The organism is Streptomyces sp. NPDC050534 (genome assembly GCF_044457745.1).
Taxonomy (GTDB): domain Bacteria; phylum Actinomycetota; class Actinomycetes; order Streptomycetales; family Streptomycetaceae; genus Streptomyces.
On the sequence record NZ_JBITHF010000002.1, the window covers coordinates 751,593 to 765,141 of the forward strand.

Consider the following 13,549-nt stretch of genomic DNA (forward strand, 5'->3'; position numbering starts at 1 on the left):
GGCCTTCCATCCTGACCCCCTTTGGGAGATGCCATGGCCAAGGGCCAGCAAGTTCTCGCCTCTGACCTGTCGCTCGCCGTCAGCCCGGCTCTGGCGGCCCTGACGTCCGCTGTGGGCACGCCCGCCGCGGGCACGGTCGATGTCACCGCGACGCCGACCCAGTCCACGATCAACAACAACTTCGCAACCCTCGTCCAGCGCCTCAACGCCGTCACGGCGGCGCTGAAGGACGCCGGGATCCTCGCCTGACGGAGGCAGCATGAAGATCCGAATGAAGGCCGACGTGTCCGGCTCGAGGGATGGGGAACCGTGGCCCCCGCGAGGCGGCACGCTGGTGCTGCCTGACGAGGAGGGCGCCGCCTTGTGCGCGTCCGGCATCGCCGAGCCCGTCTCCGACGACAAGGTCGAGAAGGCAGTGCCCGACGACGACTCCGAGAAGCGGGGAGCGCCCAAGGAGGAGACCTCCGAGGCGCAGGACGAGGAGAAGCAGGCTGCACCGGCCAAGAAGGCGCCGGCCAAGCGGGCTCCCGCGAAGCCGCAGGGCGACTCCAAGTAGAACGACTGCTCGGCTGATCGGAGGTGGGTCGTGGCGCTGCCTGCTGGTGTGGATGGTGTGACGGTCTCCTCCGGTAAGCCGCTGACGCTTCCTGACGGCACGCCGTTCGAGGGCAAGCTGCTGTTCACCGGACCGGATGTGGTGACGGTGGCCGGGCAGGACGTCCTGCTGGGCGGCACCCGCGAGGCGAAGCTCGTCGACGGCGCGTTCAGCATCACCTTGGCCGCGAACGACGTGGTCGGGATGTCGCCGTCGGGGTGGACGTACACGGTGACGGCGGTGCTGTCGAATGCCCCGTCGTGGGTGCGGCACATCAGCCTGCCGAAGGCGTCGCCGACCGTGATCCTGGCCGATGTGATCGTGCCGGACCCAGTGGTGGGCAGCTACGCGACCCTGGTCGACGCTTCTTCGGTCGGAGCAGGCTCCCTGGCCAAGAGCCAGAACCTGGCCGACTTGGAGGACAAGCCGGCCGCCCGCACGAACCTCGGCCTCGGTACGGCCGCTGTTGCAGCCGCCAGCTCATTCGACGGTGCGGGCGCAGCCAGCGACGCCCTGGCCGCGGCCATCTCTGATGCAGCCGGCAAGTATCGACGGTTGCAGCCGTGGGTCTTCGACGTCACCGACTACACCACGGGCCACGACTCCAAGGTGGTCATCGACGGGGCCATGCTCGCGGGCAGCGCCGTCCTCACCAGCGCCTCGGGCCAGTTCGAGACGGACATCGTCAACAAGACGGTCATCGTCAACGGGGCCGGCGCGTCCGGCGTCACGAGCCTGGTCGCGGTGGTGCAGTCCCGACAGAGCGCCAGCCAGGTCACCTTGTCCCTGGCGAACGCGTCCGGCGGCAACCTCACGGCGGCGAAGGTCGTCTGGGGTACGAACGACGGCACGGCGCTTCAGGCCGCGACGGATGCGGCCATGTCCTACCTGAACGCCGGCAACCCGCTGGCCGCGGTGTGGTTCCCGCCGGGCGGCTACATGAACGCGGCGCCCCTGAACAGCTCTCACAGCGGCAATGGACAGATCGCGTTCGGGTCTGTCGCCACCAGCGGGCAGAAGAAGACGCTGATGTTCCTGGGGCCGACCGACGGTGCGGCAGCGGTTCGGCACTGGCAGCAGGGCGAGCCGCAGTTCAGCGGTGCGTGCATCATCTCCGCCGGGGTGTACTCGTCGACGAGCGCGCAGACCGCCGACATCAACGCGCACGGCAATCCTGCCGTCATCTGCGGCCCCAACGAGGCCAGCGGGTATGGCGTCGGCGCGAACTTCAGCAACATGCAGGTCGTCGTCAAGAACCTGTCGATCCTGACGACGCACAGCTCCTTCGGTCTCACCTATGGGGCACTGAACCTGTGGGGTGTCGCCAACGCCTACGTCGAGAACGTCGGCTTCGGCACGCTCGGCACGGTTGCCAGCCCCTCCGCGGACTACAACTCGCCGGGCGTGTTCGGTACCGGGCTGTCGATCGGGATGGCGTTGCCGGCGCCGGGCAACAATGACCATGTCATCGCCCGGAACATCTCCTGCGGAGGCGGCTACACCTACGCGATGTTCCTCACCGAGCATGCGGTGATGGACCGCTATATGGCCTTGTACTGCTGGGCTGGCCTGGTCGCTGTCGGCACCTACGCCAGCTCGGTCGGCTCCGTGCATGCGATGAAGGTGCTCAGCGCCAGCATCGAGGCGTGCGTGAACGAGCTGTATATCTACGGCGCGGGGTCTTCCGGCATCGGTCCGATCATCGACATAGATCAGCTCAGTACGGAGAACAGCACTCCGAATGTGGCGGGGAGCAGCACGGCGGCGATGAATTCGGCGCTCGGCCGGGTTCGGCTGACGGGCTTGTTCACCGAGTCGGGGGTGTCCGTCTCGGCGCCGACTGGTATCGAGCTCGTCAACGGCCAGGTCCCCAGGGCGATCAAGCGGAAGACGGGCGCGTTCACGTGCTCGCCGATCGATCGCACGCTGGTGTGCGACACCACCTCGGCGGGCTTCACCGGGACGCTGCCTGATGCGTCGTTCTGTCCGACCGAGTACGTCTTCAAGAACGTCGGCAGCAACACCCTGACCATCGGCACGACGTCCAGCCAGCTGATCTACACGAGCAGCGGCACCGGAGCCACCACCGCCACCGTCACCACCGGGCAGACCCTCCGCGTCCAAGCCCTCTACAACGGCACCTCGTGGGGCTGGTATGCGGTCTGAGAGGGGACTGTCGTGGCGCTCGTAACCCTGGCAGCGGCGAAGGCCCAGCTGAACATCGGCCCGACCGAGACGAAGGACGACGTCGAGCTGCAGACCTACATCGACGCTGCCACCGCCGTGGTGGAGGAGCAGCTGGGGCAGGTCGTCGAGCAGCGCACGGTCGTCGACCAGCTGGACTTCGCCAAGGCGACCACGTCGTTTCTCGTCAACTCGGTCCCGGTCATTTCACTGACCAGTGTGACCTCGCTGGACGGGGTGACGTCTTGGGCGGCCGGGATGCCGACCATGCACGTGGATCCGTCGACCGGCCTGGTGACGGTGCTGTCCGGCCCGTCGATAACGGGCACGGTCCTCGTCTCCTATGAGGCCGGGATGGCGGCGGTTCCGGCGAACTACCGTCTGGCTGGGCTGATCATCATTCAGCATCTGTGGGAGACCCAGCGCGGCACGATGGGCGTGCAGTTGGGCGACGCGGAGACCTACATGGCGGGCCGTGGCTTCGCTGTCCCGCGGCGGGCGATCGAGCTGCTCGGCTCGCAACTGCCGGGGGTGGCCTGATGCCTTGGTCTTCCAAGCTCCCCGCCGCTTTGGACGCGCTGGTGGTGGCGTTCCAGGGATGGCCCCGGATCGGCGGCGACAAGGTGATCGTGAAGGACGGCCCGTCGACGTCGCAGACCACCGGCATGGAGGTCGTCTCTGTCGGCTGGACCGGCGGCGACGACGAGAATGGCGCCGAGTCCACGCTGCTCACCGAAGGGCTGAGCGGTCAGGTGGATCGCGAGCAGTTCACCATCCGCTGCGTCATCGCCGTCCTGCGCGGCAGCGACGACATGGCCAGCGCCCGGAAGCGCGCCTACGAGCTGTTCTCCGAAGCGGGCGCGGCCATCGCCGCGGATAGGCGACTGGGGGGCGCTGTCATGCGGGCGATGATCTCCTCGCACAGCCTGGACCAGGCGCAGACGCAGCAAGGCGCGCAGGCCTCGGTGATGTTCGACGTCTCGTGCGACGCCTACTCCGGCACCTGAGCGGCGGCCTTCTTGTGGGCGTTGACGATGCCCACGACAGCCCACAGCAGCTGGAAGCCGAACAGGGCGTGGAACCAGGACGGGGCCGCTGACAGCGAGTCCCAGGCGGTGAATCCGATCGCCGTCATCACGCCGGTGAAGATCAGTGCCCACGCCCATGCCTTGCCAACGGACGGCGTCTGAGCCTCGGTTCGCGTGTCGTTCGTGTCCATTCCTGCCCCCTGTGTGCGGTAGGCGCGGATCGTCCCACCCCCGATTAGACGGGTCAAGAAGAAGGAGGCGCGATGACCGCGCTCGTTACCCAGGTCGTACCCAACGTCGGGCTCGACATCGGCGCCGTTCCGGTCGCCGCCGCCAACGGGGACACCGCAGCCTGTGGCAGCGGCACGTTCCTGTACGTCAAGAACGCCAACGCGGCGGCGTGCACGGTCACGCTGGCCACTCCGGCGCAGGTCGACGGCCGACTCGCGGTCGCCGACTCTACGTTCAGCGTGGCCGCGACCACCGGCATCGGCATCATCCCGCTGATCTACAACCTGTACGCGGACCCGACGACCGGTCTCGCCACGATCAACTACTCGGTCACCGCCTCCGTCACCGTCGCGGTGGTGAGGGTCCCGTGAGCGACACCATCGTCATGCGGCACCCGACCCTGCCGAAGGACCAGGAGATCGAGGTCCCCAGGGACGCCATGCCGCACTACACGGCCGCAGGCTGGCAGCGCGTCCCGGCCGAGGAGCTGGACAAGCGGGCCGCGCTGAAGGCGCAGGCAGAGGCCGAGGCGCGGGCCGCCGAGGAAGCAGCGGACGCCAAGACCGAAGACCAGCCGGAGACCGACCCCGACGCTTCCGAGGAGCCGGAGCCGGAGTCGGAGGAAGCATCCACCAGCAGGCCGGCGCGGTCGCGCACCAGGGCCACCAAGAAGGACGAGGAGAACTGACATGGTCGCCACGCCGATCGCCGCCACCAGCCGGTACATTCCGCCGGGTACGACCCGCTACTACTGGGTCGCCACGATCTCCAGCTATGCGAGCCCGACCCGGGCCGAGCTGAACGCGGGCTCGGATCTGACGGCGGAAGTGTCCGCTGTTTCCGGGTTCGCGACGAACAGTGACCAGCAGGACACCCCGGACCTGGGCTCCCGCTTCGTCAAGAAGATCCCGGGCCGAATCACTGCGGACGATTCCTCGGTCACGCTGTACGCGTCGTCGAACTCGTCGGACGCGCGCACGCTGATGCCGCGTGACACCGCCGGCTACATCGTCATCTTCCCCGAGGGCGACGTGACCGGGCAGAAGATGGACGTCTTCCCCGTCAAGGTGACCGGCGTGCCGAAGTCTCGCGACGTGGAGAACCCGGCGTCGATGACGTTCCAGTTCGCCATCACCAACGTCCCGGCCGAGAACGTCACCATCCCGTGACGATCGAGCTTCGGCGGAGTGGTGACCTGCAGCGCGTCAGTCGCGAGCTGCGAGGCATGGACAACCCGGAGCTCAAGAAGCGGTTCCGGAAGGAGCTGCGGGCTGCTGCGGCGCCGCTCGTGCCGCGGGTGCGGTCGGCGATCCGCAACGTGCCCTCCAATCGCGGCTACAGCCCGGCCGGTCTGCGCGGCGCCCTATCGCGGGCGACTCGGCTGGAGTTGAAGACGGCGGGCCGTCAAGCCGGTGTGGCGATCCGCGTGGACGGCCGCAAGATGCCCAGCCACATGAAGTCCCTGCCGTCGATGGTCGAGGGCAAGAAGCGCTGGCGGCATCCCGTCTTCGGCCATGACGTCTGGGTCAATCAGACCCCGCACCCCTACTTCTACAGCGCCCTCCGCGTGGCAGGCCCGGCTTCCCGTCGGGCCGTCAGCCGCGTCCTGGACGGCATTTCCAGAGACATCTCCTAGGAGCACCATGGCCCTGTCCCGTGACGGCATTCTCGCCGTAGACGACATCCAGATCGAGAAGGTCCCTGTCCCCGAGTGGGGCGACGAGGCCATCATTCGCGGTCTCACCGGCGACGAACTCGACGCCTTCCAGGGCAGCATCCGCGAGTTCCGGCCCACCTTCGACGGCAAGGGCATGGAGGCGGTCCTCATCCAGGAGGGCATGCGGGCCAAGCTCCTGGTGAAGTGCCTCATCGACGAGAACGGCGACCGGCTGTTCACCGACCAGGACGCTTCTGCGCTCGGCGCGAAGAACGGCGCCGTCCTCGACAAGCTGTACGACGTAGCCGCCCGCCTCTCCGGCCTGTCCGAGGAAGAGAAGGCGACGCTGGAGGGAAACTCCGGAGCGTCGACGGCGGACGAATCTTCTACTTCGTCCTTGCCCGAGACGTCTTCCACTGCTCCGTAGCGGAGATGCTCCGCCGGGTCTCTGCCCGGGAGCTCGCCGAGTGGGAGATCTTCTACCAGATCCAGGAAGAAGAAGAGCAGGCGGCCCAGAACGAAGAGTCCTGAGCCGGCCTTGCACCTGGCCATGACCGCCCGCTGACTGAGGGGAGGGCGTCATGGGCATGGGCTCGTCCGGCATCATCTATACCCTCATCGCCCGGGATGCCGCTTCCCGCACGTTCAACCACATCGGTCGGGCCGCCGGAGCCACGGACTCGACGCTGTCGAAGCTGGGCCGGACCGCGAAGCTCGCCGGTGAGGCCATCGCCGTCGGGCTCGGTGCGGCGCTGGTCGAGGGCGCGAAGTCGGCATCCGAGTTCCAGTCGGAGATGACCCGCATCGCCACGCAGGCGGGCGGCACCGCCAAGGACGTCAAGACGCTGTCGGATCAGGTGCTGAAGCTGGGTACCAGCACCCAGCAGGGCCCGCAGCATCTGGCGGAGTCGCTGTACCACTTGAAGTCCGTCGGCATGGACAACGTGCAGGCGATGAAGGCGCTGAAAGAGGCTTCCGACCTCGCGGCCGTCGGTCACGCCAACCTCGAAGAGACCACCAACGCCCTCGCGGGCGCCTGGCGGACCGGCATCAAGGGCGCCACCTCGTTCCATGAGGCAGTCTCCACGGTGAACGCCATCATCGGCGCCGGCAACATGAGCATGGACCAGTTCAACGCCGCGATCGGCACCGGGATCTTGCCCAGCGCGAAGACGTTCGGCCTGTCGATGAAGCAGGTCGGCGCCGCGCTCGCACTGATGACGGATGAGGGCATCGACTCGGCGTCCGCGGCCACCCGGCTGCGGATGAGCTTCTCTCTGCTCGGCGCCCCGTCGGGGGCGGCCGAGAAGCAGCTGAAGAAGATCGGGCTGACCGGGCTGAACCTGGCCGACGCGATGCGCGGGCCCAAGGGCCTGATCGGCGCCATCGGCCTTCTGAAGGAACACCTCGACAAGAGCGGCCTGTCCGCGTCGAAGCAATCCCAGCTGCTGTCGCGTGCGTTCGGCGGCGGCCGGTCCTCCAGCGGCATCCTCCTCATGCTCAACAACCTCGACGTCCTGAAGAAGAAGCAGGACCAGATCAACCGGTCGACGGGCAGGTTCGACGCCGCGGTCAAGATGCAGCGCAAGACCGCCGAAGCCCAATGGCACCTGCTCACCTCGAACCTTGAGGTGATGGGCATCCGGATCGGCACGAAGGTGCTGCCCCCGGTGACGAGCTTCATCAAATTCCTCGCGGGTACAGCTCTGCCCGCGGCCAGCCGCTTCGGCCGGGCCATGGCCAACCTCATCCCCGTCGGCGCCATCAAGAAGGGCTTCGACGATGCCAAGAGCACGATTGGCGGCTTCCTGACCGGGCTGACCGGCGGCGCGCCCAAGGCCGCGAAGAACCCGATCGACAAGTTCCCGACCACGATCCTCGGCGTTGGTACGGGCGCGCCGCACCTCGGCTCGGCGCAGACGTCGGCCAAGGGAGCCGGCGCCCTGGCGGCGATGCCGCACTTCGGCGTCGGCCAGGTCGCGCCGACGACGGGCGTGCACGGCAAGGCGCTGGCTCCGATGCCGCACGGCGGCTCTGGGCTGGCCGCTCCGCTCATCAAGGCACAGAAGGCGGCACCGAAGAGCGCTGCGCAGCAGTTCGGCGAGACGATCCGGAAGGCCGTTACGGGCGGAATCACCGGCGTCAAGTGGGACAAGCTCGGCCCGATCCTCGGCAAGGGGCTCGGGAACGCGATCGGCTGGGTCGGCAAGCATGCCGCGGACTTCACCAAGAAGATCGCCGACATCTTCCTCAAGCTGGACTTCGTCAAGATCGGCAAGGGGTTCGGTGCGTCCGCGATCCCCCTCGCGATCGGCTTCATCACCTCGCTGTTCGACCCGCTGTTCAGCCTGGACTTCTGGAAGAAGCACTGGCTGGACACCATCATCGCCGTCATCAGCGTCATCCCGATCGGACGGCTCGCCGGAGGTCTCGGGAAGATCTTCGAGCACATCCCGTTCCTGAAGGTGTTCGAGCCGCTCCTGAAAGGCCTTGGGAAGCTCGGCGGCTGGGTCGAGAAGGGCTTCGGCAAAGTCCTCAAGCCGATCGGACGGTTCGGCAAGGCCATCCTCGACGGCATCGTCAGAGGCTTCGTCCGCGTCTTCCCCGGCTCGGCTGGCAAGGTGTCCGAGTTCATCGGGAAGATGGCCCTGAACATCCTCGGCTACGTCGGCCGGTTCGCCGCCACGGGAGAGCGCCTGATCAAGGGGCTGGGCAGCGGCATCCTGAAGGTCGGCGGCTCGATCGGCGAGTGGATCGGCCGGATCATCGGCTGGCTCGTGAAGCCCTTCGCCAAGATCGGCGAGAGGTTCATCAGCCGCGGCCGGGCCGTCGTCACCGGCCTGAAGGATGGGGTTGTTGCCGGCGCCAAGGCCATCGGTACGTGGGCGTTCAACCACATCATCGCGCCGTTCTTGAATCGCTTCGCCCGCTCCAGCTCCTGGCTCATCAGTCGCGGCCGCGCTGTGGTGTCCGGGCTGAAGGCCGGGATCACGGACATCGCGAAGACCATCGGCCAGTGGGCGGTCGACCACATCATCGCGCCGGTCCTGAACCGGTTCGCGGGTGCGGGCAGCTGGCTCAAGTCCCGCGGCGGCCAGGTGATTTCCGGTCTGAAGGCAGGTATCACCGGCATCGCCAGGTCTCTCGGTTCGTGGGCGAAGTCGCACGTCATCAACCCGCTCACCGGCAGCTTCCGGCTCGCCGGGTCGTGGCTCAAGTCTCGCGGCGGTCAGCTCATCTCGGGCCTGAAGAACGGCATCGTGAGCGGTGTCCGCGGCATCGGGTCGTGGATCAAGAAGACGATGATCGATCCGATCGTCGGCGCGGTGAAGCGCTTCTTCGGTATCCGCTCGCCTTCCCGGGTGTTCATGTCGATCGGTGGCCACCTCGTCACCGGCCTGATGAAGGGCATGTCGAAGACCGGCGGCACCGCCATCGCGAAAAAGGTCTTCGGCTCGCTACCCAAGGCGCTCGCGGCGATCGCGAAGAAGGGCCTCGTCTCCATCTCCTCCCTGCCCAGCAAGGCGCTCAAGGCGCTCGGCGGGCTCGGCGGGGACATCCTCGGCCTGCTCGGACTCGGCGGCGGAGGCGGAGGCTCGTCGAAGAACCAGAAGATCGGCGAGCAACTGGCCGCGATCCGCGGCTGGACCGGCGCCAACTGGTCCGCCCTGAAGCAGCTATGGACCGGGGAGAGCGGCTGGAACGAGCGTGCCCTCAACAGGAGCTCGGGTGCCTACGGCATCCCGCAGTCGCTGCCCGCATCGAAGATGGCGTCGGCCGGTGGCGACTGGAAGACGAACCCGGCCACCCAGATCAAGTGGGGCCTGAACTACATCGCGTCCCGCTACGGCAGCCCGATGGCCGCCTACGGCGCCTGGCTGTCGCGTAGTCCGCACTGGTACGCCAAGGGCACCGACGGCGCAGCCAAGGGCCTCGCCTGGGTCGGCGAGCGCGGCCCGGAGCTGGTCAATTTCAAGGGCGGCGAGGACGTCCTCAGCCACCCGCAGTCCATGCAGTTCGCCAAGGCCAACGGCATCAAACTGCCCGGCTACGTCTCCGGCACCATCTCCAACGCCGCCGACCGGGAACGCCGCGCCCACCGGAAGGTCGAGGACGCCAAGGGCGACGTCGCCCGCGCCAAGCGCCGCCACAAGGGGCTCGCCGCAGCGGAGAAGCGTCTGCAGGCCGCCGAGAAGGAACTCAAGGCAGCGAACATCAGCCTCGCCAACGCGCGGCGCTCGGCGAAGACGTCCGTCGCCAACACGATCGCCACCGGCCTGCTCAAGACCCTCTCGACGGGCACGTCGTCGGCGATCGCCTCGGCCATCAAGTCCCTCGCCACGAAGCTGCTCAACGCGGGCTACAACCGGACTGCGTCCAGCATCCAGAAGAAGGGCACCAAGCTCGAATCCCTCGCCAGCAAGCGGGACAGCATCGCCAAGACGATCGCCGCGGCGAACCAGTACGCGTCCGATCAGGCGTCCAACATCACGGACTTCCTCAGCATCTCGGGGACGTCCGCGACGAGCGTCGGCGACCTTCTGTCGCAGATGACCGGGCAGCAGAAGACCGCCTCGAACTTCGTCGCCCTGTCGAAGTCGCTGAAGGCCAGGGGTGCCAGCAAGGGCCTCCTGCAGGCTCTGTCGGATGCCGGTCCGGGCAGCCAGCTCGCGACCATCCTCGGCCAGAAGAACGTCACCACGACGGACATCGGCAAGCTCAACAAGCTGATCAGTAGCGGTAGCAGTCTGGCCAGCAGCTTCGGCAAGACGATGGCCGACCTGATGTACGACAGCGGCAAGGACGCGGGCAAGGGATTCCTGGCGGGCCTGAAGGCGCAGCAGAAGTCGCTTGAGAAGCAGATGGCCAGCCTGGCGAAGGAACTCGTCAAGCAGATCAAAAAGGCCCTGAAGATCAAGAGCCCGTCGGGTGTGTTCCGTGACGAGGTCGGCAAGAACATCGTCCTCGGCATGGCCCACGGCATCGACCTGCACAGCCACCTCGTCGGCGCCGCAACCCAGCGGCTCGCCGACACCGCCACCGGCGTGTCCATGCGCCGCCGCTACGTCCCCACCGCAGCCAGCGGCCGGAACACGGCAACGCAGGACGACCTGTGGGAGCGGCTCGCCGCAGCCCTGGAACAGCAGGCCAGCCAGCCGCAACAGCTCACCGGGCAGCTGGTCCTCGACTCCGGGGAACTCCTCGGCGTCATCCAGGGAGTCGTCAAGCCCGCCGTCAGGCAGTCCGAGACCAAGACGGCCTTCCGGGCGAAGGTGGGGAGGCGGAACTAGTGACGATCTCCTACGGCGCGTCTGGCACGCTGGCGCAGCACACGGACACCGTCACCCCTGCCCTTCCAGCAGGCGCGGCGGCCGGGCAGCTCGCTGTCCTGCAAGTCGTGTCCGCGCACCCCAACCTCAACGTGCCGTCGACACCGTCCGGCTGGTCGCTGGTCGGCTCCTTCACCGGCGGCGGCGGCACGTTCGGGCTGAACACCGGCCCGCGCCGGCTGACCTTCTTCACCCGCGTTCTGGTGGGCGGGGATGGTGCGCCAACGACTGCGATCCCGTCCGGATCGTCCGGGTCGCTGATCGGCGCCCGCGTCTTCACTCTGTCCCGCACGGCCGGGACCGGGTGGCGGTGGGCCATCAGTTTCGGCGAGGACACCGTCTCCGACACGTCGTTCTCGGCGGCCTGCTCGACATCTCTCACCTGGGCTGCGGGCGACTTCTGTGTCCTCGGCTACGCATGGAACACCCAGACCGCATCCACGACCGCGCGGGCCGTCACAGCGACCGGCATCACCTTCGCGACCGCCACCTCCCACCTCGGCGATGCCATCACCAGCGGCAACGGCGGCCGGCTGACGATGGCCGAGTCGTCCGTGACCGCCGGCTCGGGCACGCAGGCCCCCACCGTCACCACGACCCTGACCGCAGCGGCAACCGGTGTAGGCGCCCTGCTTCGCGTGCGCGAGGCGAGCAGCGACGTCAACGCCAGTGCACAGAGCGTCTTCCCGCCCAGGAACCTCGTCAGCGCGACAGGGCTGGCGGGCGACAACATCGTTTCGGCGACCCTGTACCGGCAGGTCGGCACCACCCTCACCCCAGTGCGGGCGGCCAGCAACATCGACGTCACCGGGCAGGCCACTTTGCTGCGGGTCGATGCCGAGCAGCCGTTCGGCGTGTCCATGAACTACGCGGCCGTCCTCACCGATCTCTTCGGCCAGCAGTGGACGGTCTACTCGGGCCCGATCACCTCCACCGTGACGTCGGACGTCATCTCGGATGCGATCCGTGGCGTCGGTGCGGCCGTCAAGATCGAGGCGCCGCTGGGCTGGAAACGCGACCGGAACACCACCCAGTTCAACGTGAACGGGCGCATCATCGTCCAGGGGAAACCCCGCTCGGCCCGCTCCGGCACCATCGTCGCCCGCACCGAGACAGACGGGGACGGTGACGCGTTGAACGGAGTCCTCGACAACGCCACCGAGGGCATCATCCTGGTCCGCAAGCAGAACTCGCTCGAGCGACTCGACGGCACCTACGCGCTGACCGACGACAGCGAAGACCCCAACTGGTACGACGAGTTCCGCTGGTTCCAGCTGAACGTCTACAAGTCCGACGACTGGCCGGACGTACTCGAGGCGGCAGGCTTCACGCTCGCCGACATCGCCGCGAACTTCTCCATCCTCAGCGACATCTCCGCCTTCTTCGCCGGCACTTTGTTGGACATCGCCCAGTACGACTTCGGACCCTGACATGCTCGACATGTCGACTACCGCGCTCGCGGTCGTACTGGGCAGCCACACCATGTCGATGCGCGCCGAGTCCTGGCTCGACGGGCAGCTCATCGCCGACAACATTCCCATCGCCGACGGCAGCGAGTCCCGCGACCGCTCCCTCGCCGTCCCCGAACAGATCAGCCTCACCGTGCCGCGCCGCGACCAGGGCTTCGACTGGGACCCCGGCACCGACCCCGCACACCCCCTCGCCGCGTTCGGGCAGATGCTCCGCATCGACTACGGCGTCGACGTCGGCGGCCAGTTCGAATGGATCAACCGCGGCTGGTTCCTCATCACCGACAGCAGCACCGACGACGCCACCGTCACCGTCAACTGCCAGGGCCTGCTCACCCTCATCGACGAGGCTGACCTCGTCGCACCGTTCCAGCCATCCAGCACCGACACCCTCGCCTCCGTGATCCGCGCCCTCGTCGAACCGGCACTCACCTGCATGTTCGACGGCACGCTCATCGACCGAGCCGTACCCCTGGGCATGCAATGGGACTCCGACCGGCTCGCCGCCGTCACCGAAGTACTCGATGCGTGGGCCGCGGACTCCTACGTCACCGAAGACGGGTTCCTGTTCATCGAACCCGTCACCGACAGCGGCTCCCCAGTCCTCACCATCACCGACGACCGCGACACCGGCACCGTCGTGCGCTGGCAGGGCGCCACCACCCGCGACGGCGCCTTCAACTGCGTAGTCGCACAAGGCGAAGACTCCAACGGAAACCAGATCCAAGGCGTCGCCTACGACGGCCTCGGCGATTCGCCGTACCGCTACGGCGGACCGTTCAATCCACTGCCCGTCCCGTACACCTACCAGTCGTCCCTGCTGACCACGGTCGCCCAATGCCGGACCGCGGCGCAGGCCAAACTGACGATGCTTCGGCGGCAGGCGTTCCGGAAGCTGGACGTCACCCTCGTTCCACACCCGGGCCTGGTGCCGGGCGACATCGTCGCCGTCACCGGCGCCGGGCTCACCAGCGCGCCGTGCGTCATCGAAACGATGTCGCTGCCCTACTCGCCCGGCGAGATGAACCTCACCGTCCGCGTCCTGTAAGAGGGGA

14 protein-coding genes are annotated in these 13,549 nt (G+C 67.6%); 13 read left to right on the plus strand and 1 reads right to left on the minus strand.

What is annotated here, in order from left to right; genetic code table 11:
* Nucleotides 1-33: 33 nt before the first annotated feature.
* Genes ACIBN2_RS09090 through ACIBN2_RS09110 form a run of 5 tightly spaced genes read left to right on the plus strand, consistent with a single transcriptional unit; the run spans nt 34 to nt 3,786 of the window.
* Nucleotides 34-249, plus strand: coding sequence for a hypothetical protein (locus ACIBN2_RS09090; RefSeq protein WP_399133568.1), 216 nt, complete (start codon nt 34-36; stop codon nt 247-249).
* A 10-nt stretch (nt 250-259) separates the two neighbouring features.
* Nucleotides 260-556 carry a hypothetical protein gene (locus ACIBN2_RS09095; protein ID WP_399133569.1) on the plus strand — a complete coding sequence of 99 codons (297 nt, stop codon included), beginning with the start codon at nt 260-262 and terminating at the stop codon, nt 554-556.
* A gap of 30 nt (nt 557-586) precedes the next feature.
* A complete protein-coding gene (locus tag ACIBN2_RS09100) occupies nt 587-2,761 on the plus strand; it encodes a hypothetical protein (protein WP_399133570.1) in 2,175 nt (724 codons plus the stop codon).
* Between the two features lie 12 nt (nt 2,762-2,773).
* Complete coding sequence (locus tag ACIBN2_RS09105; protein ID WP_399133571.1) at nt 2,774-3,319, plus strand: phage head-tail connector protein; 546 nt, start codon at nt 2,774-2,776, stop codon at nt 3,317-3,319.
* The gene (locus ACIBN2_RS09110; RefSeq protein ID WP_399133572.1) at nt 3,319-3,786 is read left to right on the plus strand and encodes a hypothetical protein; all 468 of its coding nucleotides are present in this window, start codon (nt 3,319-3,321) and stop codon (nt 3,784-3,786) included. The genes ACIBN2_RS09105 and ACIBN2_RS09110 overlap by 1 nt, the downstream gene beginning before the upstream one ends.
* Here the strand turns inward: ACIBN2_RS09110 and ACIBN2_RS09115 are convergent.
* The gene (locus tag ACIBN2_RS09115; protein WP_399133573.1) at nt 3,771-3,998 is read right to left on the minus strand and encodes a hypothetical protein; all 228 of its coding nucleotides are present in this window, start codon (nt 3,996-3,998) and stop codon (nt 3,771-3,773) included. The genes ACIBN2_RS09110 and ACIBN2_RS09115 overlap by 16 nt on opposite strands.
* A 72-nt stretch (nt 3,999-4,070) precedes the next feature.
* Between ACIBN2_RS09115 and ACIBN2_RS09120 the strand changes: the two genes are divergently transcribed.
* The 8 genes from ACIBN2_RS09120 (at nt 4,071) to ACIBN2_RS09155 (ending at nt 13,542) form a co-directional block, all read left to right on the plus strand.
* Complete coding sequence (locus ACIBN2_RS09120; protein ID WP_399133574.1) at nt 4,071-4,409, plus strand: hypothetical protein; 339 nt, start codon at nt 4,071-4,073, stop codon at nt 4,407-4,409.
* On the plus strand, nt 4,406-4,726 hold the full coding sequence (locus ACIBN2_RS09125) for a hypothetical protein (protein ID WP_399133575.1): 321 nt from the start codon (nt 4,406-4,408) through the stop codon (nt 4,724-4,726). Before ACIBN2_RS09120 ends, ACIBN2_RS09125 begins: the two co-directional genes overlap by 4 nt.
* Before the next feature lies 1 nt (nt 4,727).
* Nucleotides 4,728-5,207, plus strand: coding sequence for a hypothetical protein (locus ACIBN2_RS09130; protein ID WP_399133576.1), 480 nt, complete (start codon nt 4,728-4,730; stop codon nt 5,205-5,207).
* On the plus strand, nt 5,204-5,674 hold the full coding sequence (locus ACIBN2_RS09135) for a hypothetical protein (protein ID WP_399133577.1): 471 nt from the start codon (nt 5,204-5,206) through the stop codon (nt 5,672-5,674). Before ACIBN2_RS09130 ends, ACIBN2_RS09135 begins: the two co-directional genes overlap by 4 nt.
* Before the next feature lie 7 nt (nt 5,675-5,681).
* Nucleotides 5,682-6,122, plus strand: coding sequence for a hypothetical protein (locus ACIBN2_RS09140; protein WP_399133578.1), 441 nt, complete (start codon nt 5,682-5,684; stop codon nt 6,120-6,122).
* A gap of 154 nt (nt 6,123-6,276) precedes the next feature.
* Nucleotides 6,277-10,986 carry a phage tail tape measure protein gene (locus ACIBN2_RS09145; RefSeq protein WP_399133579.1) on the plus strand — a complete coding sequence of 1,570 codons (4,710 nt, stop codon included), beginning with the start codon at nt 6,277-6,279 and terminating at the stop codon, nt 10,984-10,986.
* On the plus strand, nt 10,986-12,455 hold the full coding sequence (locus ACIBN2_RS09150) for a hypothetical protein (protein WP_399133580.1): 1,470 nt from the start codon (nt 10,986-10,988) through the stop codon (nt 12,453-12,455). The genes ACIBN2_RS09145 and ACIBN2_RS09150 overlap by 1 nt, the downstream gene beginning before the upstream one ends.
* Before the next feature lie 10 nt (nt 12,456-12,465).
* Nucleotides 12,466-13,542 carry a hypothetical protein gene (locus ACIBN2_RS09155; protein WP_399133581.1) on the plus strand — a complete coding sequence of 359 codons (1,077 nt, stop codon included), beginning with the start codon at nt 12,466-12,468 and terminating at the stop codon, nt 13,540-13,542.
* Nucleotides 13,543-13,549: the final 7 nt, after the last annotated feature.

Coding starts and splice junctions, on each gene's coding strand:
- ACIBN2_RS09130 (WP_399133576.1), top strand. CDS start 4,728: ATGGTCGCCACGCCGATCGCCGCCACCAGCCGGTACATTCCGCCGGGT.
- ACIBN2_RS09140 (WP_399133578.1), top strand. CDS start 5,682: ATGGCCCTGTCCCGTGACGGCATTCTCGCCGTAGACGACATCCAGATC.
- ACIBN2_RS09110 (WP_399133572.1), top strand. CDS start 3,319: ATGCCTTGGTCTTCCAAGCTCCCCGCCGCTTTGGACGCGCTGGTGGTG.
- ACIBN2_RS09120 (WP_399133574.1), top strand. CDS start 4,071: ATGACCGCGCTCGTTACCCAGGTCGTACCCAACGTCGGGCTCGACATC.
- ACIBN2_RS09145 (WP_399133579.1), top strand. CDS start 6,277: ATGGGCATGGGCTCGTCCGGCATCATCTATACCCTCATCGCCCGGGAT.
- ACIBN2_RS09115 (WP_399133573.1), bottom strand. CDS start 3,998: ATGGACACGAACGACACGCGAACCGAGGCTCAGACGCCGTCCGTTGGC.
- ACIBN2_RS09095 (WP_399133569.1), top strand. CDS start 260: ATGAAGATCCGAATGAAGGCCGACGTGTCCGGCTCGAGGGATGGGGAA.
- ACIBN2_RS09090 (WP_399133568.1), top strand. CDS start 34: ATGGCCAAGGGCCAGCAAGTTCTCGCCTCTGACCTGTCGCTCGCCGTC.
- ACIBN2_RS09155 (WP_399133581.1), top strand. CDS start 12,466: ATGTCGACTACCGCGCTCGCGGTCGTACTGGGCAGCCACACCATGTCG.